This is a genomic window from Lysobacter capsici (assembly GCF_014779555.2).
GTDB lineage: Bacteria > Pseudomonadota > Gammaproteobacteria > Xanthomonadales > Xanthomonadaceae > Lysobacter > Lysobacter capsici.
This window is the reverse complement of the sequence record NZ_CP094357.1, coordinates 2,608,564-2,633,858: the sequence shown is the minus strand read 5'-3', so window position 1 is coordinate 2,633,858 and position 25,295 is coordinate 2,608,564. Positions and strand designations below refer to the sequence as shown.

General features: G+C 66.2%; 22 protein-coding genes, 1 other RNA gene and 1 riboswitch. Of the genes, 9 read left to right on the top strand and 14 right to left on the bottom strand.

Annotation, left to right across the window (positions count from 1 at the left end; genetic code table 11):
- Positions 1–822: 822 nt before the first annotated feature.
- A complete protein-coding gene (gene fur, locus IEQ11_RS11195) occupies positions 823–1,224 on the bottom strand; it encodes a ferric iron uptake transcriptional regulator (RefSeq protein WP_036102979.1) in 402 nt (133 codons plus the stop codon).
- A 220-nt stretch (positions 1,225–1,444) separates the two neighbouring features.
- On the opposite strand from fur, the gene IEQ11_RS11190 reads away from it, so the two are divergent.
- Positions 1,445–1,846, top strand: coding sequence for an outer membrane protein assembly factor BamE (locus IEQ11_RS11190; protein ID WP_046656499.1), 402 nt, complete (start codon positions 1,445–1,447; stop codon positions 1,844–1,846).
- Positions 1,847–1,966: 120 nt separating this feature from the next.
- Here the strand turns inward: IEQ11_RS11190 and IEQ11_RS11185 are convergent, their stop codons facing one another.
- Complete coding sequence (locus IEQ11_RS11185) at positions 1,967–2,233, bottom strand: RnfH family protein (RefSeq protein WP_191823423.1); 267 nt, start codon at positions 2,231–2,233, stop codon at positions 1,967–1,969.
- Entirely contained in the window at positions 2,230–2,706 is a 477-nt protein-coding gene (locus IEQ11_RS11180) for a type II toxin-antitoxin system RatA family toxin (RefSeq protein ID WP_051546847.1), read from the bottom strand. The genes IEQ11_RS11185 and IEQ11_RS11180 overlap by 4 nt, the downstream gene beginning before the upstream one ends.
- Positions 2,707–2,887: 181 nt before the next feature.
- On the opposite strand from IEQ11_RS11180, the gene smpB reads away from it, so the two are divergent.
- Positions 2,888–3,400, top strand: coding sequence for an SsrA-binding protein SmpB (smpB, locus tag IEQ11_RS11175; protein ID WP_036102986.1), 513 nt, complete (start codon positions 2,888–2,890; stop codon positions 3,398–3,400).
- Positions 3,401–4,035: 635 nt separating this feature from the next.
- On the opposite strand, the gene IEQ11_RS11170 is transcribed toward smpB, so the two are convergent.
- The 3 genes from IEQ11_RS11170 to IEQ11_RS11160 form a co-directional block, all read right to left on the bottom strand.
- Entirely contained in the window at positions 4,036–6,267 is a 2,232-nt protein-coding gene (locus IEQ11_RS11170) for a CHASE domain-containing protein (protein WP_191821061.1), read from the bottom strand.
- Positions 6,268–6,334: 67 nt separating this feature from the next.
- The gene (locus IEQ11_RS11165) at positions 6,335–6,706 is read right to left on the bottom strand and encodes a hypothetical protein (protein ID WP_191821060.1); all 372 of its coding nucleotides are present in this window, start codon (positions 6,704–6,706) and stop codon (positions 6,335–6,337) included.
- Positions 6,706–7,119: a hypothetical protein gene (locus IEQ11_RS11160; protein ID WP_152669986.1), complete on the bottom strand. Its 414-nt coding sequence runs from the start codon at positions 7,117–7,119 to the stop codon at positions 6,706–6,708. Before IEQ11_RS11160 ends, IEQ11_RS11165 begins: the two co-directional genes overlap by 1 nt.
- A 187-nt stretch (positions 7,120–7,306) precedes the next feature.
- On the opposite strand from IEQ11_RS11160, the gene IEQ11_RS11155 reads away from it, so the two are divergent.
- The 4 genes from IEQ11_RS11155 (at position 7,307) to IEQ11_RS11140 (ending at position 9,128) form a co-directional block, all read left to right on the top strand.
- A complete protein-coding gene (locus IEQ11_RS11155; RefSeq protein WP_031373591.1) occupies positions 7,307–7,678 on the top strand; it encodes a helix-turn-helix domain-containing protein in 372 nt (123 codons plus the stop codon).
- A gap of 282 nt (positions 7,679–7,960) precedes the next feature.
- Positions 7,961–8,314: a transfer-messenger RNA gene (ssrA, locus tag IEQ11_RS11150) on the top strand.
- Between the two features lie 98 nt (positions 8,315–8,412).
- Entirely contained in the window at positions 8,413–8,640 is a 228-nt protein-coding gene (locus IEQ11_RS11145; RefSeq protein WP_191821058.1) for a hypothetical protein, read from the top strand.
- A gap of 263 nt (positions 8,641–8,903) precedes the next feature.
- Complete coding sequence (locus IEQ11_RS11140) at positions 8,904–9,128, top strand: hypothetical protein (RefSeq protein WP_191821057.1); 225 nt, start codon at positions 8,904–8,906, stop codon at positions 9,126–9,128.
- Positions 9,129–9,308: 180 nt separating this feature from the next.
- Here the strand turns inward: IEQ11_RS11140 and IEQ11_RS11135 are convergent, their stop codons facing one another.
- On the bottom strand, positions 9,309–10,409 hold the full coding sequence (locus IEQ11_RS11135; RefSeq protein WP_191821056.1) for a M35 family metalloendopeptidase: 1,101 nt from the start codon (positions 10,407–10,409) through the stop codon (positions 9,309–9,311).
- A 41-nt stretch (positions 10,410–10,450) separates the two neighbouring features.
- Positions 10,451–11,815 carry a S8 family peptidase gene (locus IEQ11_RS11130; RefSeq protein WP_191821055.1) on the bottom strand — a complete coding sequence of 455 codons (1,365 nt, stop codon included), beginning with the start codon at positions 11,813–11,815 and terminating at the stop codon, positions 10,451–10,453.
- A gap of 356 nt (positions 11,816–12,171) precedes the next feature.
- Positions 12,172–12,255, top strand: a riboswitch (cyclic di-GMP riboswitch).
- Between the two features lie 42 nt (positions 12,256–12,297).
- On the opposite strand from IEQ11_RS11130, the gene IEQ11_RS11125 reads away from it, so the two are divergent.
- The 3 genes from IEQ11_RS11125 (at position 12,298) to IEQ11_RS11115 (ending at position 18,928) form a co-directional block, all read left to right on the top strand.
- Positions 12,298–14,769: a hypothetical protein gene (locus IEQ11_RS11125; protein WP_191821054.1), complete on the top strand. Its 2,472-nt coding sequence runs from the start codon at positions 12,298–12,300 to the stop codon at positions 14,767–14,769.
- Between the two features lie 351 nt (positions 14,770–15,120).
- A complete protein-coding gene (locus IEQ11_RS11120; protein ID WP_191821053.1) occupies positions 15,121–17,649 on the top strand; it encodes a TonB-dependent receptor plug domain-containing protein in 2,529 nt (842 codons plus the stop codon).
- Positions 17,650–17,680: 31 nt separating this feature from the next.
- Positions 17,681–18,928 (top strand): cytochrome-c peroxidase, encoded by a 1,248-nt coding sequence (locus IEQ11_RS11115; protein ID WP_247024797.1) that lies wholly within the window; start codon positions 17,681–17,683, stop codon positions 18,926–18,928.
- Positions 18,929–18,943: 15 nt separating this feature from the next.
- Here the strand turns inward: IEQ11_RS11115 and IEQ11_RS11110 are convergent, their stop codons facing one another.
- Genes IEQ11_RS11110 through IEQ11_RS11085 form a run of 6 tightly spaced genes read right to left on the bottom strand, consistent with a single transcriptional unit; the run spans position 18,944 to position 25,166 of the window.
- Positions 18,944–19,615 carry an epoxyqueuosine reductase QueH gene (locus IEQ11_RS11110; RefSeq protein WP_191821052.1) on the bottom strand — a complete coding sequence of 224 codons (672 nt, stop codon included), beginning with the start codon at positions 19,613–19,615 and terminating at the stop codon, positions 18,944–18,946.
- Positions 19,612–20,502: a 3-hydroxyisobutyrate dehydrogenase gene (mmsB, locus tag IEQ11_RS11105; protein WP_191821051.1), complete on the bottom strand. Its 891-nt coding sequence runs from the start codon at positions 20,500–20,502 to the stop codon at positions 19,612–19,614. Before mmsB ends, IEQ11_RS11110 begins: the two co-directional genes overlap by 4 nt.
- On the bottom strand, positions 20,499–21,674 hold the full coding sequence (locus IEQ11_RS11100; RefSeq protein WP_191821050.1) for an enoyl-CoA hydratase/isomerase family protein: 1,176 nt from the start codon (positions 21,672–21,674) through the stop codon (positions 20,499–20,501). Before IEQ11_RS11100 ends, mmsB begins: the two co-directional genes overlap by 4 nt.
- Positions 21,671–22,465: an enoyl-CoA hydratase gene (locus IEQ11_RS11095; protein ID WP_191821049.1), complete on the bottom strand. Its 795-nt coding sequence runs from the start codon at positions 22,463–22,465 to the stop codon at positions 21,671–21,673. Before IEQ11_RS11095 ends, IEQ11_RS11100 begins: the two co-directional genes overlap by 4 nt.
- The gene (locus IEQ11_RS11090) at positions 22,462–23,640 is read right to left on the bottom strand and encodes an acyl-CoA dehydrogenase family protein (RefSeq protein ID WP_096418325.1); all 1,179 of its coding nucleotides are present in this window, start codon (positions 23,638–23,640) and stop codon (positions 22,462–22,464) included. The genes IEQ11_RS11095 and IEQ11_RS11090 overlap by 4 nt, the downstream gene beginning before the upstream one ends.
- Before the next feature lie 11 nt (positions 23,641–23,651).
- Positions 23,652–25,166 carry a CoA-acylating methylmalonate-semialdehyde dehydrogenase gene (locus IEQ11_RS11085; protein WP_191821073.1) on the bottom strand — a complete coding sequence of 505 codons (1,515 nt, stop codon included), beginning with the start codon at positions 25,164–25,166 and terminating at the stop codon, positions 23,652–23,654.
- Between the last annotated feature and the right edge of the window lie 129 nt (positions 25,167–25,295).

Sequence of the window (25,295 nt, the reverse complement as noted above, 5' to 3'; positions counted from 1 at the left end):
GCTACTGCTCTTGCTCTGCCGCTATGCAAGACCTGCCGCTCCGCTGCTGCGCAAGCCCTGCACTCCGCTGCTCCATCGCTGCGCAAGGCCCTCCGCTAGCTGTCCTACGTCGCAGGCCATGCATTTCCACAGACGCATATTTCACAAGGCAGCCGAAGCAGCGCCCCACCAGCCGCCTCGCTCCTTCCTACCGTCATTCCCGCGAAGGCGGGCTCTGCTTTACTTCGGCGAAGCCGAACATCCAGGGCCTTTCGTGCGAGAACGTTTGAAGTCACTGGATTCCCGCGTTCGCGGGAATGACGGTCTGGTGGGACGACGCTGAAGTCTCTGGATGTTCGGCTTCGCCGAAGTAAAGCAGAGCCCGCTTTCGCGGGAATGACGTCCTGGTGGGATGACGCTGAAGCTTCTGGATCCTCGCCCTCGCGGGGATGACGTCCTAGTGGGACGACGCTGAAGTCACTGGATTCCCATGTTCGCGGGAATGACGGTCTGGTGGGATGACGCTGAAGCCTCTGGATCCCCGCCTTCGCGGGAATGACGGCCTGGAGGGATGGCGCTAAAGGCTCTTCACACCCCACAAAAAAGCAAAGGCCCGCCATTGGCGGGCCTTCGTGCATTTCGATTCAAATCACCGGCAACTTCAAACCACCAGCAACCGCGATCCATCCTGGCTTCTCACCAATCCCGAAGCGCGACTCTTGGCCTCAACCAATCCCAAAATCCCGAATCGCGACTCCCGGGCTCAACCAATCCCAAATCCCAAATCCCGAATCCCGAATCTCAAATCCCAGCTTTCAAATCCCGGCTTTCAAATCCCAAATCTCACCGCTTCTTGCGCACATACAACACCAACGAATGCTCCTCGATCTCGTAGCCGTGCTTGGCCGCGACCTTGCGCTGCAATTCCTCGATCTCCGGGCTTTCGAACTCGATGATCTTGCCGCTTTCGATATCGACCATGTGATCGTGGTGATGGCCGCGATCGAGCTCGTACACCGACTGGCCGGCCTCGAAGTTGTGCTTGAGCACCAGCCCCGCCGACTCGAACTGGGTCAGCACGCGGTACACCGTGGCCAGGCCGATGTCCTCGCCTTTTTCCAGCAGCATCCGGTAGATGTCTTCGGCGGTCATGTGCCGCGGCTTGGCCTGCTCGAGCAGTTCCAGAATCCGCATGCGCGGGTGGGTGACCTTGAGGCCGACGTTGCGCAGGTCCTGCGATTCCATGGGTACTTCCCTTGAGCTGTGCGGCCCGGCACGGGCCGGACCGGAGGTGTTGACCGGCTGGCCGTCGCCGCGAGGGCTGCGCACTGGGCGGACGGAGCGGGCGGGCCGGAATGGCGGATGAACGCGCGGGGGTTGCCGACGCTGCGATCCGCCCTTGGTGAGGTCTGGCTTCAGTGTATCATCGGCCCCGTTGCCTTCGACTGCCGCAGACCCTCATACGATGCGTAAGCTCCTGCTCGTTCTCTCGATCTCCCTGCTCACCGCTGGCTGCGGCATCATCTACAAGCAGCCGATCTACCAGGGCAATCTGCTCGAGAAGACCGCCGTCGACCAGCTCCAGACCGGCATGAGCAAGCAGCAGGTGCAGGTGCTGATCGGCACGCCGTCGATCGAAGACCCGTTCCATCAGAACCGCTGGGACTACACCTCGACCCAGCGCGTCGACCGCCTCGGCACCACCCAGCGCAAGAACCTGACCCTGTGGTTCGAAAACGACGCCCTGACCAAGTGGGAAGGCGACTACTTCCCCGAGCAGGACGAACAGATCGCCAAGGCCTCGGTCAAGCAGTTCGGCCGCAACCTGGCCCGCGACAAGGAAAAGGACAAGCGCCGCCGGCGCTGATCCTGGCGGCGCGGCGATCCGTCGCGCCCTGACCCGACATCTCGGCGACTCGCTCAGCGCTTAAGCGGCCCTGCTCGAACGATCAGGTTCGAACCGCTTCGCGCTGATCGCCCTGCCCGTCTATTTCTTCAGCGGCCGATCGGCCGCGCGGCGCCTGCGCGCGTCCTTGGGATCGACCTGCAACGGCCGCAGCAATTCGACCCGGTCACCATCGCGCAACGGCGTGTCGGCGAGCGCCTTGACGCCAAAAACCGCGTAACCGCTGATCTGCGCGTCGTCCTGCCAGCCGGCCGCGGCGACCGCGTCGCCCAGCACCGCGCCGTCGGCCAGTTCCAGCGTCAGCGCTTGGAACCGTTGCGGCCAGGCGCGGACGACCTCGACCTTCACGCCGACGCCGCGCCGTCGGCCGGCGTCGCGGTCGGCACCGCCGGTTCCGCGCCGCGATCGGCGACGCGGACGAAGTCGTCGACCATGCGGTCGGCCAGGCTCTGGAAGCCGACCGCCATCGCCGGCCCGAGCAGCTTGATCGCCGGTTCGAATTCCAGGGTCAGGGTGACCTTGCAGGCCGACTCGTCGAGCGCATGGAATTCCCAACGCCCGCCGAGCTTGCGAAACGGCCCGTCGACCAGTTTCAGCTCGATGTGGTGCGGCGGCGTCAAGGTGTTGTGGGTGGTGAACCAGGTCCGCAGCGCGCCCAGGCCCAGGTCCAGGCGCGCGACCATGTGGCGCTCGTCGGCCTCCAGCACCTGCGCCTGCTCGCACCAGTCGAAGCGGCGCGGATAGGCGGCGACATCGTTGACCAGCGCGAACATGCGCGCGGCGGAGTGTTCGACCAGGGCGGAACGGCGGATCGTAGGCATGTGGCTATCGCAATTGGGGCCGCGGTGGGGAATTCAAGCCAAGGGTCGCGGCGTGTCGCGCGGGAGTTCCGGCAGGTCCGAACCTGGGGTTTTTCGCGTTTCAGCTTCGGATCGGGCATCGCATTGCAGCAATAGTCGCGGGTGGCTACTCAAACCGCCTTCGGATCGTGGACAATCACTCATGGCTAAAAATACAAACAACAAGGCCGGCAAGGATAAAGGAAAGGGCGCCGCCGGCGGCACCATCGCGCTGCACAAGCGCGCCCGCCACGAGTACCACCTCGAGGAACGCTTCGAGGCCGGCCTGGCCCTGCAGGGCTGGGAGCTCAAGTCCATCCGCGCCGGACGCGCGAACATCACCGAAAGCTACGCGGTCGTCCTGCGTGGCGAAATCTTCCTGATCGGCTCGCAGATGACCCCGCTGATCTCGGCCTCGACCCACGTCGTCGCCGAGGAACGCCGCAGCCGCAAGCTGCTGCTGCACAAGCGCGAGATCGACAACCTGATCGGCCGGGTGCAGCGCGACGGCTACACCCTCGTGCCGACCGCGCTGTACTGGAAAGGCAATAAGGTCAAGGTCGAGATCGCGCTGGCGAAGGGCAAGCAGGACCACGACAAGCGCGAAGCCAGCAAGGATCGCGACTGGGCGCGTCAGAAGCAGCAGGTGATGCGGCGGCATAACCGCAACGCTTGATTCGGGATTCGGGATTCGGGATTCGGGATTCGGGATTCGGGAATCGGGATTCGGGAATCGGGATTCGGGAATCGGGATTCGGGAATCGGGAATCGGGAATCGGGAATCGGGAATCGGGAATCGATCAGAGCGTAGTGATCTGGCTGTGCCACAGCGCAAGCCTGGCTACTGCTCCAGCTCTGCTAACGCTCAAGCCATCCACTTTCACGGATGCCTATTTGCAAGGCACTCGAAGCAACGCCACGCTCGAGCCGCCTGGCCACCTCCTACCGTCATTCCCGCGAAGGCGGGAATCCAGTGACTTCAGGCGTTCTCGCACGAAAGGCACTGGATTCCCGCCTTCGCGGGAATGACGATCTGGAAGAATGGCGCTGAAGTCTATGGATTCCCGCATTCGCGGGAATGACGATCTGGAAGGATGACGCTGAAGTCTCTGAATTGCCGCCTTCGCGGGAATGACGACCTTGATGGATCGCGCTGAAGTCTCTGGATCCCCGCCTTCGCGGGGATGACGAGCAAGGTGGCCTCACCTCAGCTCGCCTCATCGACGAGCCTCACGCCGCTCCACTCGCGCATGCCCCGTCACAAGCACGCCCCCTCAAGCGCGCGCCCTCGAGCACGCCCCCTCAGCTTACTCAAGCATGCCCACCTTCACGCGGCAGCGTGAAATAGAACGTAGCGCCCTCGCCTTCGCGCCCCTCGGCGCGGATCGTCCCGCCATGACGTTCGACGATGCGCTTGACCGAGGCCAGGCCGATGCCGTGGCCGGCGTAATCCTCGACGCTGTGCAGGCGCTGGAACGGCCGGAACAGTTTGTCGACATAGGCCTGCGGAAACCCCGTGCCGTTGTCGCGCACGAAGAATTCGCGGCCGCCGCCGGGCGCGTCGGCCGTGCCGAATTCGATCAGCCCCGGGGTGCGATCGCGGGTGAACTTCCACGCGTTGCCGAGCAGATTGCCCAATAGGTTGCGCAGCAACGACGCATCGCCGACCACCTCCAGGCCCGGTTCGATCCGCGCCTCGACCTCGCGCTGCGCATCGCCCATGCGCAACTCCTCGATCAATTCGTTGGCGACGCGGCTCAGGTCGACGCTCTCGTGCTTGAGTTCGCTGCGGGTCACCCGCGACATCTTCAGCAACGCGTCGATCAAGTCGCCCATGCGCGCGGCGGCCTTGCGCACCCGCGCCAGATAGCCGCTGCCGGATTCGTCGAGACGGTCGGCGTACTTCTCGCCGAGGATGCGGCTGAAGCCGTCGATCGCGCGCAGCGGCGCGCGCAGGTCGTGCGAGACGCTGTAGGCGAACGCCTCCAGCTCCTGATTGGCCTGACTGAGCTCGCGCGTGCGCAGCGCGACGCGCGCCTCCAGGGTGCGGTTGAGCGCGTGCACGCGCGCTTCCGCGCGCAGCCGCTCGGTCACGTCCTCGACCTGGACCAGGCCGGTGATGTCCTGCCCGACCTTGCCCGGCACCGGCGAATAAGTCAGCTGGACCTGTCGCGCGACGCCGTGCTGGCGACGCAGGCGGCGGGTCGCGCGCAGCACCCCGTCCTCGTCGCTGCTGCCGCGGCCATGCGCCGGCGACTCGCCGTCCTCGTCCTCCAGCAAGGTGTCGAAACGCTGGTCGAGCAGGCGCGGCAACTCCATGCCGACGATCGCCGCCAACGCCGGATTGGCGTCGACGATGCGGCCCTCGCTGTCGAGCAGCGCCTTGCCGATCGCCGAATACTGCATGGCGCTGCGGAAGCGGGTTTCGCTGCGGCGGAAATCCTCGGTCATGCGCGAGGCGATCTGGCGCGCGCGCGATTCGGTATGCGCCAGCACCAGGGCGATGCCGTACAACAGCAAGGACGTGAAAATGCCCAGCGCGAACAGATTGCGCAGGCCCTGCATGCGCGGCGCGGCTTCCTCGATCGGCGGCGATTCGTATTCGATGCGCCAGGTGCGCCCGTACACGTCGAACGTCGCCTTGTGCACGAACGCCGCCGGCTGGGTCGGCGCCGGCCCCGCGGTGCGGAACAGCAAGGTGTCGCCGCCGGCGCTGTCGTCGTAGATGCGAAAGCGCATCTCGCGATGGCTCTTGCCGAGCGACATCTCGACGAATTTCTCCATCCGGAACGGCACGTACACCCAGCCTTGCATCTCGGCGCGGCGCAGGCTCGGATTGAGCGGCCGGCCGCCGCCGAGGTAGACCGGCAGCACCAGGATCATGCCGGTGCTGGTCACGCCCTCGCGCTTGTCCTGCAGCAACTGGATCTTGCCCGACAGCCGCGCCTGGCCCGATTCCAGCGCCGCCTCCATCGCCGCGTGCCGGGTGGCCTCGGAGAACATGTCGTAACCGATCGTTTCGACATTGGCCGGCGTCTTGGGCTCCAGGTACAGGACCGGCCCGTAGATCTCGCGCTGGCCGAACGGCCGCACCGTCAGCAGGCCGTACCCGGCGTCGCGCCATTCGTTCTGCAACTGCACCAGCAGGCGCTGCGGCACGTAGCCGGTGAATCCCAGCCCGAGCGTCGCCGGAAACCGGCGCTGCAGGTTCATGCCCTCGACATAGGCCTTCCACTGCGCCGCGGTCGGCCGCTGCACCGAGGCGAACAACGACACGCCGCCGCGCGCGACCAGTTCGTAGTTGACCAGACGCTGCTGGATCAACTCGGTGACCTGCACGGTCTGGGCGACGAATTCGGCCTGGGCCGAACGCTGCTCGCGATCGCGCGCGATCCGCCACGCGGTCAGCACCAGCACCAGGGCGACGATGAATACGATGAAGGCGAGCAGATAGCCGCGTCGCGGGGTCAGGCCCGATAAGTCGGAATAGGCGGCCGGGTCGTGCGGCGGCGCGGCGCGTGCGGCCGGATCGTTCGTCGTCATGGGCGCAGCATACAAGGCGCGTCGTGCGGGGCACGTCGACAATGCCGCCCCGCTGCCGCGGAGGCGGCTACGCGGGTGGATCGCGCGGCGCGGGCTCGCGCACGCGCTCGTCCAGCATCAGCCAGTTGATGCACTCCAGATGGTCCATCGCCAGACGCCGGCACAGACGCGGCCAATGCCGTTGCTGCCGGACCGGATAGCCGCGCAGGGCCAGCTCGTACAGATAGCACTCCATCTCGTCGGCCAGCGCCAGCAATGCCATGCCGTTGCGATCGGCGCGCCGCGCCATCGCTTCGCGGCTCGAGCGCGACCGCAGCCAGTGCAACAGCCATGCCAGCAGCACCGCCAGCGCCAGCACCAGGCCGGCCAGCAGCAGGTACGGCCACGGCGAGCCGGCATCCGGCCACAGATTCGCCAGCGCCGCGATCAGCCCGACCATCACCAGCCTCCGCGGGTCAATGCCAGCAACTCGGCCGCCTTGACCTTGAAGCGGCAGGCCTGGGCCATCAGCAAGGCGCGCTGGCGCGTAGACACATAACCGCGGCTGCGCATGCGCCGCAGCATCGCGGTCGAGATGCCGGCCGCCTCGGCCGCCGCGCGCGCGGTCGGGAAACAGGCGATATAGCGTTCGACCGGATTGGGCCGGCGCGGCGGCAGCGGATCGGGGTGCGGCGCGGCGCCCGGCGGCGAGGTCCCCGAGCGGCCGGAGCGATCCGATCCACCACCGCCATTCGGCGAATCCGTCTCGGCGGCGGCGCGGATTGCGGCCGATGTTGCAGGACGCGAACCCGGTCCCACATTCGCCCGACCATCCGGCCGGGTATTGCCTATCAATCGATTCGGTCGATCCATAACCTCTCCATCGGGCATCCATGCCAGAAAAAAATACCATTCGAAATTGCTCTTTTCAACCAGCAAAAAGAGTGATCTTTTTGCAAGGGGGTACGCAACAATGAGTTGCGCTATCCTCGCCCCGGCAGACGGTCGGGGACGAGCGGCCGCCCACGTTTCAGCCCTGCAGGATGCTCCGGCGAGACCTATGACCAACGCTCCCCATCAAGAATTCGCCAATCGGCTGCACCAGGCGCTCGACTTCTCCGGATTCGCCAAAGGCCGAGCCCGCACCGGTGCCCTCTCCGCCTACTACGACGTCAGCCGCGAGACCGCTCGCAAATGGCTGGTCGGCCTGGCGCTGCCGGAGCTCGAACGCATGCTGCAGATCGCGGTGCAGCAGCACGTGAGCTTCGAATGGCTCGCCACCGGCCGCGGCACGATCGAAGGCAAATCGCTGTCGGTGCGCGAAAACGCGGCCAAATACAGCGATCCCGACGAGCTGCGGCTGATGGGCCTGATGCGCAAGCTGTCGCGCAAGAAGCGTCGCGCGCTGATCGAACTGCTCGACGGCAACTGAGGTTTTCGGGTTTTCATGCGCGTCGTGCCGGAACCGGCGACGCCTCGGGCGAGCGCGCGCCGCGCGCGCTCATGCGCTCGGACGCAAGCGCGACACGCGGCCAACCGCGCGCGGCGAACGCCCGCGCGCCACGCGCGCGGCGAACGCCCGCGCGCCACGCGCGCGGCGAACGCCCGCGCGCCACGCGCGCCAACTGAATCGGTCGCCGCGTCGAACACACGCAAGGCTTGAGAACGCGGCGTCAGGCCCTATACTGAACCTGTCAGCGAAACAGCTGTCCCCGGGGGTGCACTGGCTTCGACGGGGGTCGCGAAATCGCCTGGTGCATGCCGAGGGGGTAGCTTTCCTCGTTAATCCAGCTGCAAAACTCTAGTTGCCAACGACGACAACTACGCTCTCGCCGCTTAAGGCGTAAGCCTCGAAACTGCTTGTGTCCGTGCTCGCAGCGTAGAGTCATTATCACGGAATCGTCGGGAGCGGCTGCCTGTCAGCGCCCGGTTAACCTCTAACAGGCTGGTTCCTGGATGCGCTTCGCGCACCGTGCTGTTCGGGAACGAGATCTAACGGAGCGCTAAGCATGTAGTACCGGGGATGGAGTGCCTTCGGACGGGGGTTCGATTCCCCCCACCTCCACCATCTCAACAGATCAGGCCGAAGTTCCCAATCAGGACTTCGGCCTTTTTTGTGCCTGTTCGAACTGTCTGCGCTGGTGAGGTTCTGATCGAGCGCCGTGCATGCGTTGCTCGATGCCAGCCGATGTTGCGCCCTCGCTGCAGCGGTTCGCGGCGCCGAAGAACTCGTCCATCTTCCGAACGCCACCGAACATGGCTTTTTACAGGCCCTGTCGCCAGCCTAGATGGGCCGCATCAAAAGCCAACACCACCTTCAAGGCGCGGCCTGAGTGGCCGGGAAAAGTGAAGGTGTTCGATGGCGACAACTTCATCATTTTCGATGGGGTCTGACTTGCTATCCAATGCCTTTGGAGCACTGTCAGCCCCACCGGAGCAGAGGTTTTGCCCGGCTTGCAATCGCGATCACGCTTTGGACCTGGCAAGACTGGTCGGCAGTGCCTCACGCGCACGACGTGCGACGCTCATGCGGCCAGAATGCATGCGGCGATCAGGATCGAAGGCTCGAACCGATCCTGCGCCAACGCGGTCAAGCCTGCGCCATCGCGCTGGCGTTGTTCCGCGGCAGTTCCCACTCATCGACAAGGAAAGCACTTATGAAAAGCACCTTCGCCCGTCGCACTGTGTTGCTCACAGCCATCGCCCTGTTCGGTTTCTCGGCCACCGTGTTCGCTGCCTGCCAGAGCGCGCGCTGCGGCAGCAATTACAAGGCCTGCATCACCGACGCGCGTGCCGATGGCGAGATGACCGATGCCGAATACCAGCACTGCTTCCAGGATTGGAGCGACTGCCTGGTCGCGAACGGTTGCCAAGCGCCGTAAGCCGGACTTGAAGCACACCAGGAAGAGCCAGCCAATGCGGGTTCTTCCTCAAGGCGCCGGCCACGCGTCCGCGCCGGTACAAACCACGAGCGCTTGAATTCCGCGCAACGCGCTGCGCCGCATCGCCACCGCCCGCAAACAAAAAGGCCCCGGTCACCCGGGGCCTTCCCGACACCCCGCTCAGTTCTGCGAAGGCTTGTTTTCGGCGAAATACTCGTGACTGTCGGCGTTGTCCAGGGCGCTGGCCGGATCGCTGATGGCCAGGCTCTTGGCGCCGGACTGGCCGTAGACGTGATCGTCGGTACCGGCCACCGCGGTGAAGTGGCTGGTCTCGTGGATCAAGGTGCCGGCCTTGGAGTCGGTGCCGGTCAACGGCGCGGTCCAGAACGCACGGCAGACGTAGATCTCGTACGGCTGGTTCGGATAGACGTAGGCGTAATACTTCTGGTTGCAGCCGCAGTTGACCGTGATCTCGCCGTTGCTCTGGTCCAGCGCCGCGTCGATGGCGACGAAGTGCTGGCTGGCGGTGGCGTAGCGCGAGGAGGTGTAGCCGCCGAACCACGTCGTGTAACGCGGGCCGACCGTGCCGGCGTTGAGATAGCCCTTGGCGTTTTCGGCATAGCCGCGCGCGGCGTTGACCGCGCCGCCGATGCTGTCGATCTGGGTCGCGCTGCAGCTCTTGTACGACACTCCGCCCACGACCGAACTGCCGCCACCGCCGCTGGGCTTGCCCTGGACGCCGACGTTGGCACCCTTGCCCGCGACCCACAGACTCAAGGGCGCGCTCCTGGCGATCTGCGGCAAGCCGTTGCTCTGCTTCAACGCGCTGCCGTCGGACAAGGAGGCGAACTGCAGGGCCGAATCCAGTGCGATGACGTACTGGCCGCCGCGGCTGAAATCGTAGGCCTTCGACAGGTCGACGACGCTGCGCAAGGTTTCGCCGGCGCGCAGGATCACGAAGTCCTCGGCCTGCGGCAGGCCGCGTTTGATCATCGGACCTTGATAGGCCACCGTCGCGCCGTCGCGACTGATCTGGAACAGCTTGGATTCGACCAGATTCGACGGCAGCTGCCACTTGGGCACGCGCGCGGTGTGGCGGCTGGTGTTGGTCACCGTGACTTCGACCTGGCCCTGGAAACCGCCGGCCGGATCGGCCACCGCCATCAGGCCCACGCGCAGCGGGCTGACGCGATCGGCCGGCGGCGCCGCGGTGACCGAGGCGATCGCGCCGGCCAGCACCATGCCGCCCGCGATCGTCGGCATCAAAACGAATTTTTTCATCGTGTTCCCCTCGAAATTCAACAAGAGTTGGTTGCGCGCGCTTAGAAGCCGGAGGCGTTGAGCCGGCCGCCGCTGACGGTCTTGCCGCTCAGCGAGGGGGTCGCGATCGCCGAGCTCATGATCGCGCTCTTGATGTCGGCCGCGGTCGCGCCCGGATGCGAGGACGCGTACAACGCGACCGCGCCGGTGACGTGCGGCGTCGCCATCGAGGTGCCGTTGTAGCTGGCGTAGCTCGGCACGACCTGGCCCTTCGAAGACACCGGCACCGTCGACCAGATGCCGTAGCCCGGCGCGCCGATGTCGATGGTGGTCGAGCCGTAGCTGTAGATCTGCGAACCGTCCGAGCGCAGCGCGGTGACCGAAAGCACGTTCGGGTTCGGATACTCGGCCGGATAGCAGTCGGACGTCTCGCAGTTCACGCCGGCATTGCCGGCGGCGACCACGAACAGGATGCCTGCGGTGTTGGCGCGGCCGATCGCGTCCTGCAGCGCCTGCGAAAAACCGCCGCCGCCCCAGGAGTTGTTGGTGGCGACGATGTTGAGGCCGTGGCGCGACTTGAGGTCGTTGAAATAATCGATGGCCTTGATCGCGTCGGCGGTGCTGCCGCTGCGGCGGCCGAGGAACTTGCCGCTGATCAGCTTGACGCCGCTCCAGCACACGCCGGCCACGCCCTGGCCGTTGCCGCCGGCGCCGGCGATGGTGCCCGCGACATGGGTGCCGTGATCGTCGCCGGCGCCGTCGAAGACCTGATTGTCGTTGCCTTCGAAATCCCAGCCGTGCACGTCGTCGATGTAGCCGTTGCCGTCGTTGTCGACGCCGTCGACCGGATCGTAGGGATTGGTCCACGCGTTCGCGGCCAGATCCGGATGCGAGTACATGTAGCCTTCGTCGATGATGCCGACCACGACGTTGCTGCAATCGGTGTGGCCGCCGGCCCAGGCGAGCGCGGCCTGCGAGCCGTACGGGTTGGCCGGGCTCGAACCCGAGCCGTACATGCCCCACAGCGAACCGTTGGTGTAGTAGGTGTCGTTGGACGCGGTCTGATGCTGGTACTGCCAGTTCGGCTCGGCGTATTCGACGCTGGGATCCTTGTTCAGTTCGTACACGGTCGCCGCCAGATCGCGACCGGCCGGCACCCGCATCAGCGCCAGTTCGCCGCGCTTGCCGTTGCCGCCGCGCAGGGTTTCGATTTTCTGCAGGCCGAAGGCCTGGCGCGCCGAGGATTGCTGCACGGCGCTGGTGCCGTCGCGGTACTTCACCAGCAGTTCGTCGGCCTGATGCGCGCGCCCGGCCTTGAGACCAGCCAGCACCAGATCGGGACGGCCGCCGGCGAAAGCGGTGGACGAAACGCCAAGCGCGGACACGACCGCGCCACACAGCAAAGCGATACGGAACGATGACTTCATTGGCTGGTACCTTGAGGTATTGGCTGGCGACCGGGTGTGGTCGCCGCACGACTCTATTTGCCAAATCCGTCACAAACATGCTGCGGTGCGGCATTTGCTGAATTGCATTAATAGCGGGTCAAACGCGTGAATACGTTCACATTTCACGCTTTCGCCGCGGGACCCGCACCGCAGCGAACCGGCTGATCCCCAGGCCCGCGCGCCGCCACGACTGTTTCGTTATTGAAACATCGACAAGCCCGATGCCGAGCGTATATTCGCCCGCATCGGATGCCGTGTTCACTACCGCATGGACCAGGCGGCTCCGCAGACGACGTGCATTTGGGGAAACTAAACACCACGCCGCATCACCCAGGACTCGAAAAAGGCACACCCGGCGAGAGCCGGCGTCGCAAAGCCTCCGGGTACCGGTCCCACGCCGGCACGGCCGAGCTACCGAGCGCATCGAACGGGCGACCACGCCCCGCTCATGGAGTTCTGACATGTCCACTCAACGACGTTGGCGACCGCTGCTGACAGCGGCGCTATTGCTCGCATCCTCCGCGGCCTGGGCGGCCTCGGTGCAACCGACCACCTATCCGGGCAACTTCACCAGCTGCGACGACCTGCCCGGTGTCGCCACCTGGGGCGGTCTGGGCTACAGCACCGGCAGCGCGCCGATCAACGGCCAGAGCTACAACCTGGGCGTCGCCGGCCAGACCATCACCTTCAACTACACGCCGTCCTCGCAGAACCAGTACATCGGCTTCAACGCGACCATGCCGATGGACTACATCGTGGTCAAAGGCGGCAACGCCTACAACGTGTTCCACTACGTTCCGGGCATGTCGAGCGACATCAACCTGTATTCGCCCGACAACGGCAGCGGCCAACCCGCCGGCGTCAGCCACGTCACCTTCTGCTTCGTGCCCAAGCCCACCGGCGAGAAGACCGCCGACGCCAGCTGGCAGCGCTACAGCGACTGGAGCATCGACAAGCGCGTAGTGCCCGAGCAGATCACCATGTTCGACGGCGACAGCCACCAGGTCGAATACACCGTGACCGCCACCCCGCTCACCCGCGGGCTGTACCGCATCGCCGGCACGATCACGGTCAAGGACCCGTTCGACTTCGGCTGGAAAGCCACCGCGGTGGTCGACACCATGCAGTTCGGCAACGCGCCGAATCAGTTCATCGCGCAGTGGACCTCGCAGGGCGGCGACACCGACACCCTGGATTGCGCCAAGCCGGCGCCTAACGCGCAGAAGATCATCCTCAACTGCAGTTACGCGTTCGATCTGAGCAGCCTGAGCTATCCGTTCCTGTCGAGCGCGAGCGGCGGCGTCAACGCCGCGGGCATCACCGCGCAACTGCAGGGCGGCGCGCAGAGCTACACCTTCGCGGCCACCGCCAACTTCTCGATCCCGGCCAACCCGGCGCAGAGCTACGGCGACAGCTTCGCGATCGACGACTCCATGCTGCCCAACGCGGTCGACCACAGCTTCAATCTCGGCGACGGTCCGTACGTGTGGACCTATCCGCGCGCGCAGCCGTTCGTGTGCGGCGCCGATCAGGGCTCGCACGGCAACACCGCCACCGGCACCTGGAGCACCGGCGCGAACAGCAACGCCAGCGCCAGCGATTCGGCCAACGTCAACGTGGCCTGCCGCACGGTCTCGATCTCCAAGACCGCGCAGACCCGCTACGAGCGCGACTACGGCTGGACGCCGGACAAGCACATCGTGGTGTCGCCGGCCGACGCCAAGGTCACCGCGATGCAGGGCTGCCTGCCCGATCCGATCGTCAGCGGCGACTACGCGGGCAATTACCTGTGCGACGACGTCGACGTCATGCTCAACACCGGCGGCAGTTACGAGACCGTGTACCGGCTCGCCGCGACCCGCGGCATCGAATCGGAGAGCGGCTTCGCCGTGTCCGGCGACATCCAGATCGGATGGCCGGCCGACGTGACGCCGTTGTTCAGTCCGTCCGCGCCCAGCGACACCCTGCACTTCGCCGGCGGAACGACCCAGTCTGTCGCGCCGACCTGCGACGCGCAAGGCGCCACCTCGCTGCATTGCAGCTACCAGGCCGCGTTGAGCGGCAAGCTGGACGGCTACAACGAAGCGATCATCCAGCGCGTGAAGCAGTGCTACGACGCCAACGGCAACGCCAGCGATTGCGGACTGCAGGCCTACACCTCCAATCAGGCCGCGTTGTCCTACGGCGAGCCCAACGTGGAGACCGACCGTTGCGTGCTGCTGACCGATCTGTTCAACGGCACCGCCGGGCTCAACCTCGGCACCGGCTTCGGCTGGACCGTGCAGCCGCTGTTGTGCGGCAGCTTCGCCCAGTTCGTGACCGGCGACGTCGACCCCGATCCGGGCATCGTCCGCAGCGTGGACGTGCTCGCTTCGTGGCTGCCTGCGAGCCAGATCGGCGCGGGCAACACCTGTGAGTTCATGGTGCCCAACCTGCTCACGCTGGCGACCGACAACGGCGCGAGCAAGAGCGACGAGGCGGTGCTGAGCGTGCGCGTGCCGCAACTGTGCGCGAGCGCGGGCTGCACCTACACCCAGGGCTACTGGAAGACCCACTCCAAGTACGGCCCCGCGCCCTACGACGCGACCTGGGCGAAGATCGGCGAAAACACGCTGTTCTTCAGCTCCGGACAGACGTGGTACGCGGTGTTCTGGACTCCGCCGAAGGGCGGCAACGCTTACTACATCCTCGCCCACCAATACATGGCGGCGCGGTTGAATGTGGAAGCGGGCGCGAGTGCTCCGTCGCAGGTGAGCAGCGCGATCGCGCAGGCGACCGCGTGGTTCACCGGACGCAGCAGCGCGGCGCCGAAGGGACCCGCGCGCGACACCGCGATCAATCTGGCCGGCATTCTCGCTGCATACAACGAGGGCAGCACCGGTCCGGGTCATTGCTCGGTTTCGCCGTCCACGCTGGCCAAGGCAGCGCAATGAAAACGCAAACGCAGTAAGTCCTGCCCAGACCCCGGCTCGCCCGGGGTCTGGTTCGACGCGGCGGCGGCATCGGTTCGAGCGACTGTTTTATTCGTGTCGGCCGCAGCCGCGATCGTCGATTGTCATCGCCACACCTTGATGCGGGTCCTCGCGTTTTCGCGCGGGCCATGCGGCGAACACGATGGACGCAACGCGCACTCGATCGCGATCGGCGCTCGCCGGTCTTCGCCCGGTTGACTCGTTCAGCTCCAATTGAGACGATAATCACAGCGAGCATCAGGGGTCCGTCAGAGTTCTCACGCCAGCGAATCGGCCTTCGACCGAAAGCCGAATCATCCTTCGTGAGAACTTATGAATCGTCTGACCCTGGCCATCGGCCTGGCGCTGTCGGCTGGCCCGCTGTGCGCGAACGACGCGCCGGCCGCTACGCAAACCGTCCCGGCGCCCTCTGCTTCCGTCTACACCTACGATCCGGTCAAGGTGATCGGCCAACGCCTGTTCCCGTATCAGGAAGGCCTGGTGCTGGACCGCGCCTACATCGACGAACAGATCCGCGGCAACGGCGACATCGGCAGCCTGCTGCGGATCAATCCGAACGTGCAGTTCGACGAGACCTCGCGCACCTCGCGCAACATGGGCGAGATCCGCCCGGCCGACATCAGCATCAACGGCGGCCTGTACTACCAGAACTCGTTCCTGCTCGACGGCGCCAGCTTCAACAACGACCTCGATCCGGTCGGCCCGTCGTCGCCGGCGAATATTCAGGACGTGCCGAGCCATACCCAGGGCATCGCGCTCGACACCAGCCTGATCGGCAGCCTCACCGTCTACGACAGCAACGTGCCGGCAGCGTACGGCGGCTTCAACGGCGGCGTGGTCGAGGCCGAAAGCCGCAAGGCGCGCGATGCGTTTTCCGGCAGCGTCGCGCTGCGCATGGCGCGTTCGGTCTGGAACCAGGCGCATATCGCCGAACCGGCGCTCGGCGATTTCCAGCAGTCGGCGACCGAAGCGCAGCAGCCGAACTACGACAAGTACGAACTGCGCGCGACGCTCGAAGGCCGCAGCCAAAACGGCCTGGGCCTGATCGGCAACATCGTGCGCACGCGCTCGGTGATTCCGCTGCGCGGCTACACCGCCGGGCGCAGCAGCCCCGGCGATGACAACCTCAAGGAGCAGGTGCGCGAAAACACCAGCGCCAGCCTGCGCGCGGACTGGAGCAACGGCGAAGGTCTGGAACTCGGCGCCAGCGTGACCTACGCGCCGACCGACGAGCGCTATTTCATCATCAACGCCAAGAACGGCTTCTACGACCTCAAGCAAGGCGGCCCGGTCACCAGTTTCCGCATCAACTGGCAACACGGCGCCTGGACCTGGCGCAATTCGCTCAGCTACAGCCAGCTCGACAGCTCGCGCCGCAGCGAGGTCGATTACTGGAAATCCTGGGCGCGTTCCAGCCAGATGGATTGGGGCGTGACCACGCTCAGCGGCGAAGGCAGCTGGGGCAATATCGATCAGAGCGACCGCAGCATCGGCTACAAGCTGAGCCTGGAACGCGAGGCGCTGCGCTTGGGCCGCAGCGAACATCGTCTGCAGTACGGCCTGGAATACCGCGACCGCAAGGCCGAGTACCACCGCCTCAACGATCACTACAGTTGGCTCGATCCGGTCGCGACCAACACCTGCACCGATCGCCTCGGTGTGATCGACACCGACGGCTGCTCGCTGTCGCCGGTGCTGGCGACCGGCAACGGCGTGGTCAAGGGACGCGGCCAGTACTTCAGCCGCCGCGCCATCTATCGCAAAGGCTACTTCGGCGCGAGCAACCGCGAATGGAGCGTGTTCGCCCAGGACGACGTGCGCCTGGGCCGCTGGAGCCTGCGCCCCGGCGTGCGCGTCGACGGCGATAGCCTGATGGGCAAGACCACGCTCGCGCCGCGACTGGCGATGTCCTGGGATGCGTTCGGCGACCGCGACACCTTGTTCACCGCCGGCCTCAACCGCTATTACGGCCGCAGTTTCTTCAGCTACAAACTGCGCGAAGGCCGCGAAAGTCTGCAGCTGGAACAACGCCGCAGCGGCAATCTGATCTGGACCGACGTGCGTCAGTACCCGACCAATTATCGCTTCGACCGGCTGCGCATTCCCTACAGCGACGAGGTATCGGCGGGCGTCAATCAGCGCTGGGCCGGGCTGGACCTCAACCTGAAATACGTGCGCCGCGAGAACCGCGACGAAGTGCTGCGCGAATCGATCCCGAGCCTGGACACCAGCGGCCAGTACGCGACCCGGATCAGCCGTTACACCAATCGCGGCCAAAGCCGCAGCCAGACTTACACGCTCAGCGTCGGCCCGGCGACGCCGCTGCGCTGGGCCGGCAGCGTCACCAATGCGCAACTGGCGTTCGACTACACCGACGTGCGCCGCAACTACAACGACTACGAGAGCGCCTACAGCGACGCCTTCGACGACAACGTGCGCTACGACGGCAAGATCATGCGGCGCTGGGACATCCCGGCGCGCGAGTTCAATCGGCCGTGGACCGCGCGTCTGGCCACGCAGACCCGGCTGCCCGAGGCCGGCCTATTGTGGAGCAACTTCCTGCGTTATCGCGGCGGTTACCGCGGGCTGCGCGAGCTGGGCCGCGAGATCTACAACGGCGAATCGATCGCGGTGATCGAGGAAATCGCCTATCCGAAAAGCTGGACCTGGGACACCAGCGTCGAATGGAGCCTGGACCTGCCGCATCGGCAGGAAACCTATGCGCGCATCGAAGTGCAGAACCTGACCAACCGCGCCAACCTGATCAGCAGCACCAGCGCGACCGCCACGTATTACGAACCCGGCCGCTCGTACTGGCTGGAACTGGGGTATCGGTTCTGAGCATGATCGCGATCGCACAAGGAAATCGGCCGTGCGAGCGTTGATGCGCTCGCTGCTGTTGCCGAGCGCGTATTCGCCGCGCTCGTTGGCTGCGCGTCTGCGTTTGCGCCTCGCCTCCGTGGCCGCGCCGTGGCTGCTTGGCGCGGGCGTAATAAGCGCGGTGTCGTGGGCGCCAGCGAGTTCCGCGCAGGACGTCGGCGCCCTGCGCGGCGCGCAATCGCCCAGCCTGACGCAATGCCGCGAGCGCATCGCGGTCAGCAGCGCGCAGATCGATCGCGACTGCCTTCGCCGCATCTACAGCCTGCCGATCGAACAATGGCCGCGGCCGCAGCTCGAGCCCGGCGCGGTGTGGTCGGAGTTCGCGCCGCTGCCAAAGGCCGCGCCGTATCCGGCCGACAATCCACCGAGCGCGGAGAAACTCGCGCTCGGGCGCCGGCTGTTCGAGGATCCGCGCTTGTCGGGTTCCGGCCAGATCGCCTGCGCGAGCTGCCACGATCGCGAACTGGGCTGGGGCGACGGCCGCAGCGTGCCGTTCGGCCACGATCGCCGCAGCGGCCGCCGCAATGCGATCTCGCTCGCGATGAGCGGCCTGTCGCAGCCGCTGTTCTGGGACGGCCGTGCGCAGACCCTGGAAGCGCAGGCCCTGCATCCGATCACCGATCCGCGCGAAATGGCCGCGAAACCGACGCTGATTTTGAAGCGATTGCGCCGCGACGCCGATTACCCGAAAGCGTTCGCCGCCGCGTTCGGCTCATCGCGCATCGACATGAATCAGGTGAGCAAGGCGCTGGCCACCTTTCAGCGCAGTCTGCTGCCGCGCGCCAATCGCTTCGACCGGTTTCTGGAAGGCCGCCGCGATCTGCTCGACGATCGCCAGCTGTGGGGTCTGCACCTGTTCCGCACCCGCGCCGGCTGCATGAACTGCCACAGCGGCGCGAGCCTGAGCGATCAGTCGTTCCATAACCTCGGACTGCATTTCTACGGCCGCAAACTGCAGGACCTGGGCCGTTACGAGGTCACCGGCCTGGCCGCCGACGCCGGCAAGTTCAAGACGCCGTCGCTGCGCAACGTGGCCAGGACCGGGCCGTGGATGCACAACGGCCGCTTCGCCAATCTGCGCGGGGTGATGAATCTGTACAACGTCGGCATGCCCCGGCCGCGGCCGACCGCGGCGCAGGTCGGCGACCCCTTGTTTCCGCAGCCCGACCCGCTGCTCAAACCGCTGGACCTGCATCGCGCCGAGCTCGATGCGATCGTGGCCTATCTGGAAACGCTGTAGCGCGCGGCGAACCCGTCACTTTGCCTCGGGTTCGCGGCCGCCGTCTTCGCCGTAGAACATCACCCCGAGCTTGATCCGTTCGCGGCCCTGCGCCTTGCGATGACGGTTGGTGTCGCGCAGCGAATACACGCATCCGCAGTATTCCTGCTGATAGAACTGTTCGCGCTTGCTGATCTCGATCATGCGCTGGCTGCCGCCGTCCTTGCGCCAGTTGTAGTCCCAGTAGCTCAACCGCGGATACGGCGCGACCGCGCGACGGCCGGCGTCGTTGATCTGCTGCATGTTCTTCCAGCGCGAAATACCCAGCGAGGTGGTCATCACCGGAAACCTGTGCTCGTGCGCATACAGCGCGCTGCGTTCGAAGCGCATGTCGAAGCACATGGTGCAGCGGATGCCGCGCTCGGGTTCGTTCTCCATGCCCTTGGCGCGGGCGAACCAGTTATCGGTGTCGTAGTCGGCATCGACGAAGGGCACGCCGTGTTTCTGCGCGAAGCGGATGTTTTCCTCCTTGCGCAGCTCGTATTCCTTCACCGGGTGGATGTTCGGGTTGTAGAAGAACACCGTGTAGTCGATCTGCGACTCGACGAAGGCCTCCATCAACTCGCCCGAACACGGCGCGCAGCACGAATGCAGCAACAGTTTGCCGCCCTCGCCCGGCAGGCTCAGGCGCTTGCGCTCGCCGCTCATGCGCCCCGCGCGACCAGCTTGACCACGCTGGAGAAATCCAGGCCGCCGTGGCCGGCGCGGCTGTTCATCGCATACAGATTGCGCGCCAGTTCGCCCAGCGGAATCGAGGCGCCGACGCCCATGGCGGCTTCGGCGGCCAAACCGAGATCCTTGAGCATGAGGTCGTTGCCGAAACCGCCGCTGTAGCCGCGCGACGCCGGCGCGTTGTCGAGCACGCCCGGCCACGGGTTGCACACTTCGGTCGCCCAGCTGCGGCTGGTGCTGACCGCCATCATCTGCGACAACACTTTCGGGTCGAGGCCGTGCGCGACGCCCAGCGCCAACGCCTCGCCGGTCACCGCCATGATCACGCCCAGCGCCATGTTATTGCACAGCTTGGCGACCTGGCCGGCGCCGTTCGCGCCGACGTGGAAGATGTTCTTGCCCATCGCCTGCAGGATCGGACGCGCGCGTTCCAGCGCATCGGCGTCGCCGCCGACGATGAAGGTCAGGCTGCCGGCCGCCGCGCCGGCGGTGCCGCCGGAGACCGGCGCGTCGATCATCGTCACGCCCCGCTCCGCCGCGGCGGCCGCGACCTTCTGCGCCGATGCCGGCGCGATGGTGCTGCAATCGATGACCAAGGCGCCGGGCTCGATCGCCGCGAGAATGCCGGCGTCGCCGAGGTACAAGCCCTCGACATGCCGGCTCGCCGGCAGCATCGAGATCACGATCTGCGCGCCGGCCACCGCCGCCGTCGCGCTGGCGGCCGCATGCGCGCCCGCGGCCACCGCACTGCCGACCGCGGCGACGCTCAGGTCGAACACCTGCACTTCGTGGCCGGCCTTGAGCAGGTTCGCGGCCATCGGGCCGCCCATGTTGCCAAGACCGATGAAAGCGATACGGGTCATGCCGGGTTCTCCACACTGCGTTCGAGGTCGGCCAGCGCATGCGCATCCCGCGGCCACGGCGCGACGAAGAACGGCGCGACCCAGGCCGCCGAGGCCTCGGCCAGCGTGGCCGGGTTCCACTTCGGATTGCGGTCCTTGTCGATCAGCAAGGCGCGGATGCCTTCGGCGAAATCGCCGTGCGCGGCGCAATGCAGCGACACCAGGTATTCGAGCCGGAACGTATCGGCCAACGACAGCGTCGCCGCGCGCCGTTGCAGTTCGTAGCCCAAGCGCGCCGATCCCGGCGCGCCCGCGGCCAAGGTCTTGCGCGCGGTCTGCAGCCACTGATCATCGTGATCGATCGATTCGATGCGCGCGACGATCGTGTCCAGGTCTTCGGCGTCGCACAGCTGCGCGATCAGCGCCGCATGCTGTTGCAGCGGCCCGGCCGGCGCGGATTGCGCCTGTTCCTGCAGCAGTTCAGTCAGCAGCTCGCGATCGCCGTCGCCGTCGCCGCTCCACTTCGTCGCTGCCAAGGCTGCGAACACCGCGTCGTAGCGCTGCTGCGACACGAAGTGATCGGCCAGCCCCACGTGAATCGCATCGCCGGCATTCAACGGCGCGCCGGTCAGGGCCAGGAACAAGCCGCTGCGCGCTGGCGCGCGCTGCAGCAACCAGCTGCCGCCGACATCCGGATACAGGCCGACAGTGATTTCCGGAAATGCCAATCGCGAGCGTTCGCTGACGACGCGATGGCTGGCGCCGGCCATCAGGCCGATGCCGCCGCCCATGACGATGCCGTGGCCCCAGCACAGCACCGGCTTGGGATAGGTGTGGATGCGATAGTCGAGGCGGTATTCGGTCGCGAAGAACGCCGTGGCCTGGGTGTTGTCGCGGATGTCGCCGCCACCCTTGGCCTGATGCTCGCGCATGCCGCGGTACAGACCGTGCAGATCGCCGCCCGCGCAGAAGGCCTTTTCGCCAGCGCCCTGCAACACCACAAGCGCGATCGCATCGTCGCGCGCCCATACCGCCAGCTGCGCATCGAGCAACTGCGCCATCTCCAGCGACAGGCCGTTAAGCGTGGCCGGCGCGTTGAGCGTGGCAATGCCGATCTGTTTGCCGCCGACTGCATCGCGTTGTTCGAACAGCACCGGCGCCTGCGCCGGAGCTTCCAGGACCGAGGCGTTCATGCGTTCTTCCATTGCGGCGCGCGCTTTTCCAGGAACGCGGCCACGCCTTCGACCTGATCGGCGCTGTCGAACAGATCGACGAAGGCCTCGCGCTCGCTGACCAGCGCGGTCGCGTGCGATTGCGAACGCGTGGCCTGCACCAGCGCCTTGCACGCGGCCACGCTGGTCGGGCTCTGCTTCTCGGCCGCCTTGGCCCAGGCCAGCGCGCGCGCCTTCGATTCGCCCTTGCCGACCACGTCCTCGACCAGACCGATGCGCAGCGCGGTGGCCGCATCGACGCGCTCGCCGAGCAGCATCATCCGCTTGGCCCAGCCTTCGCCGACCAGCCGCGCCAGGTTCTGGGTGCCGCCCGCGCACGGCAGCAGGCCGACGGTCGCTTCCGGCAAGGCCAGTTGCGCCTGTTCCTCGACGATGCGCAGATCGCAGGCCAGCGCGCATTCCAGGCCGCCGCCCATCGCATAGCCGTTGATCGCCGCGATCGACACGCCGCGAAACGCGCTGAGGGTTTCGAAGGCTTCGCCGAAGCGGCGCGCCGCGTCGCGCGCCAGCGCCTTGTCGCCGCTGGCGAACTGCTTGAGATCGGCGCCGGCGGAAAAGAACTTCTCGCCTTCGCCGGTGATCACCAACGCGTACACCTCGCGCTTCGCGTCCAGATCGCGGACCAGGTCGCGCAAGGCGGCGAGGCTGTCGCGCGTCCAGGTGTTGGCCGGCGGATTGCTCAGGGTCACGATGGCGGTGTGGCCGTCGATCTCCAGCTTCAACCCGGTGTAGGACTTCTCGGCAAGACTCATCGCAATTCCTCGTCGGTGTTCAGCAGATGGCGCGCGATGATCACGCGCATGATTTCGTTGGTGCCTTCCAGGATCTGATGGACCCGGCAGTCGCGCAGCAGACGTTCGATCGGGTACTCGCGGATGTAGCCGTAGCCGCCGTGGATCTGCAGCGCTTCGTTGCAGATCGCAAACCCGGCATCGGTGGCGAAGCGCTTGGCCATCGCGCACCACACGGTGGCGTCGTGGCTGCCCGCGTCGACCTTGCGGGCGGCGGTATGCACCATCTGCCGCGAGGCGATCAACTGCGTGGCCATGTCGGCGAGCTTGAACTGCAGCGCCTGGAACTCGGAGAGCTTCTTGCCGAACTGACGACGCTCGCCCATGTAGCGCCGCGCCGCGTCGAGCGCGCCCTGGGCCGCGCCGAGCGAACAGCTGGCGATGTTCAGACGTCCGCCGTCCAGGCCCTTCATCGCGATCTTGAAGCCGTCGCCTTCGCGGCCGAGCAGATTGCGCGCCGGCACCCGCACGTCGACGAAGCTGATGCCGCGGGTGGGCTGGCTGTTCCAGCCCATCTTTTCTTCCTTGCGCCCGTACGCGATGCCGGCGCTGTCGGCGGCGACCGCGAACGCGCTGATGCCGCGCGCGCCCTCGCCGCCGGTGCGCGCCATCACCACCAGTACGTCGGTCGATCCGGCGCCGGAAATGAAGGCCTTCGCGCCGTTGAGCACGTAGTGATCGCCATCGCGCACCGCGCGCGTCTTCAGCGAGGCCGCGTCCGATCCCGCGCCCGGTTCGGTCAGGCAGTACGAGGCCAGACGCTGACCGCTGGCCAGCGATGCGCCCCACTCGCTGCGCACCGCGTCGTTGGCGTGCGCGGTCAACATCCACGTCGCCATGTTGTGGATGCTGATGAACGCCGCGGTCGACGGATCGATCGCGGCGAGTTCCTCGAACACGATCGCCGCGTCCAGCCGGGTCAGGCCCGAACCGCCGGCGGCTTCGTCCACGTACAGGCCGCAGAAGCCCAGTTCGCCGGCCAGCGCGATCGCTTCGCGCGGGAACACGCATTGCGCATCCCAGTGCGCGGCGTGCGGGCCCAGTTGCGCGAGCGCGAAATCGCGCGCCGCGTCGCGGTAGGCGGCCTGTTCTTCGCTCAGTCCGGTCGGCGCGGCCGCGGTGGCCTGCCAGTTCATGACCGCGGCCATCACTTGAGACTGATCGTGGTGTTGACGCCGTGGCTCGGGGTCTCCTCGTCGAACCAGCGCGCGGTGACGGTCTTGGTCTGGGTGTAGAACATCACCGCCTGCTTGCCGTACGGACCCAGGTCGCCGAGCTTGGACGCGCGCGAACCGGTGAACGAGAACAGCGGCACCGGCACCGGAATCGGCAGGTTGATGCCGACTTGGCCGACGTCGATCTCTTCCTGGAACCTGCGCGCCGCCGCGCCGGACTGGGTGAAGATCGCGGTGCCGTTGCCGTTGGGATTGGCGTTGACCAGCGCGATCGCGTCGTCGAGCGTGTCGGCTTCGAGGATCACCAGCACCGGGCCGAAGATTTCCTCGTCGTAGATGCGCATGCCCGGCTTGACCCCGGAGAACACGGTCGGGCCGATGAAATTGCCTTGTTCGTAACCCGGCACCGACGGCTTGCGTCCGTCGAGTTCCAGCTTCGCGCCCTGCTCCACGCCCGAGGCGATCAAGGCTTCGACGCGTTCGCGCGCGGCGCAGGAAATCACCGGACCCACATCGGTGCCCGGCTCGGTGCCGGCGTTGACCTTGAGGGTCTTGGCCTTGGCGACCAGATCGCCGATCCAGTGCCGCGCCTCGCCCACCAGCACCGCGGTCGACGCGGCCATGCAGCGTTGGCCGGCCGCGCCGAACGCGGCGCCGGCCATGGCGTTGAGGGTCTGCTCCTTGTTCGCGTCGGCCAGCACCACGGCGTGATTCTTCGCGCCCATCATGCACTGCACGCGCTTGCCGGCCAGCGACGAACGCTGATAGACATGCGTGCCGACCTTGGTCGAACCGACGAACGACACCGCGCGGATGTCGGCGTGATCGCAGATCGCGTTGACCACGTCTTCGCCGCCGTGGACGACGTTGAGCACGCCCTTCGGAATACCGGCCTGCAGCGCCAGTTCGACCAGACGCATCGTCACCAGCGGATCCTGCTCGGACGGCTTGAGCACGAAGGTGTTGCCGGTGGCGATCGCCATCGGGAACATCCACAGCGGAATCATCGCCGGGAAATTGAACGGGGTGATGCCGGCGCACACGCCGAGCGGTTGCAGCAAGGTGTAGGTGTCGACGCCGCCGGCGACGTTGTTGGCCAGTTCGCCCAGTTGCAGGTTGCCGATCGCGGCGGCGTGTTCGATCACTTCCAGGCCGCGGAACACATCGCCTTCGGCGTCGGGCAAGGTCTTGCCTTGTTCGGCGGTCAGGATCGCGGCGAGCTCGCTCATGTGCTCGCGGATCAGCTGCTGGTATTTGAGGAAGATGCGCGCGCGCGTGCCGATCGCGGTCTTGCGCCAGCTCTTGAACGCGTGCGTGGCCGAGGCGACGGCGGCGTCGACTTCCTCGCGCGTGGCCATCGGCACGCGCGCCAGCACGACCTGGGTGGCCGGGTTGACGACGTCGCGCCATTGAGTAGTGGTGGATTCGACGAATTCGCCGTCGATCAGAAGCTTGACCGTCGCGACCTCGGTCGCAACGCGATGCATTTCGTTCATGCTCGTTCTCCGTAACGCACACCCGCGGATAAGCGGATGTCGCGGAGACGCAAGACAAGACAAGACGAGGCAACGGCGAACGCAGGCCGACTGCATCAGCTCGTCCGGTTGCCCGCCGCA

Coding starts and splice junctions, on each gene's coding strand:
- IEQ11_RS11135 (WP_191821056.1), bottom strand. CDS start 10,409: ATGAAAAAATTCGTTTTGATGCCGACGATCGCGGGCGGCATGGTGCTG.
- smpB (WP_036102986.1), top strand. CDS start 2,888: ATGGCTAAAAATACAAACAACAAGGCCGGCAAGGATAAAGGAAAGGGC.
- IEQ11_RS11130 (WP_191821055.1), bottom strand. CDS start 11,815: ATGAAGTCATCGTTCCGTATCGCTTTGCTGTGTGGCGCGGTCGTGTCC.
- IEQ11_RS11085 (WP_191821073.1), bottom strand. CDS start 25,166: ATGCATCGCGTTGCGACCGAGGTCGCGACGGTCAAGCTTCTGATCGAC.
- IEQ11_RS11100 (WP_191821050.1), bottom strand. CDS start 21,674: ATGAACGCCTCGGTCCTGGAAGCTCCGGCGCAGGCGCCGGTGCTGTTC.
- IEQ11_RS11095 (WP_191821049.1), bottom strand. CDS start 22,465: ATGAGTCTTGCCGAGAAGTCCTACACCGGGTTGAAGCTGGAGATCGAC.
- IEQ11_RS11120 (WP_191821053.1), top strand. CDS start 15,121: ATGAATCGTCTGACCCTGGCCATCGGCCTGGCGCTGTCGGCTGGCCCG.
- IEQ11_RS11180 (WP_051546847.1), bottom strand. CDS start 2,706: ATGCCTACGATCCGCCGTTCCGCCCTGGTCGAACACTCCGCCGCGCGC.
- IEQ11_RS11140 (WP_191821057.1), top strand. CDS start 8,904: ATGAAAAGCACCTTCGCCCGTCGCACTGTGTTGCTCACAGCCATCGCC.
- IEQ11_RS11090 (WP_096418325.1), bottom strand. CDS start 23,640: ATGAACTGGCAGGCCACCGCGGCCGCGCCGACCGGACTGAGCGAAGAA.
- IEQ11_RS11155 (WP_031373591.1), top strand. CDS start 7,307: ATGACCAACGCTCCCCATCAAGAATTCGCCAATCGGCTGCACCAGGCG.
- IEQ11_RS11125 (WP_191821054.1), top strand. CDS start 12,298: ATGTCCACTCAACGACGTTGGCGACCGCTGCTGACAGCGGCGCTATTG.
- fur (WP_036102979.1), bottom strand. CDS start 1,224: ATGGAATCGCAGGACCTGCGCAACGTCGGCCTCAAGGTCACCCACCCG.
- IEQ11_RS11110 (WP_191821052.1), bottom strand. CDS start 19,615: ATGAGCGGCGAGCGCAAGCGCCTGAGCCTGCCGGGCGAGGGCGGCAAA.
- mmsB (WP_191821051.1), bottom strand. CDS start 20,502: ATGACCCGTATCGCTTTCATCGGTCTTGGCAACATGGGCGGCCCGATG.
- IEQ11_RS11160 (WP_152669986.1), bottom strand. CDS start 7,119: ATGGATCGACCGAATCGATTGATAGGCAATACCCGGCCGGATGGTCGG.
- IEQ11_RS11165 (WP_191821060.1), bottom strand. CDS start 6,706: ATGGTCGGGCTGATCGCGGCGCTGGCGAATCTGTGGCCGGATGCCGGC.
- IEQ11_RS11190 (WP_046656499.1), top strand. CDS start 1,445: ATGCGTAAGCTCCTGCTCGTTCTCTCGATCTCCCTGCTCACCGCTGGC.
- IEQ11_RS11170 (WP_191821061.1), bottom strand. CDS start 6,267: ATGACGACGAACGATCCGGCCGCACGCGCCGCGCCGCCGCACGACCCG.
- IEQ11_RS11145 (WP_191821058.1), top strand. CDS start 8,413: ATGCGTTGCTCGATGCCAGCCGATGTTGCGCCCTCGCTGCAGCGGTTC.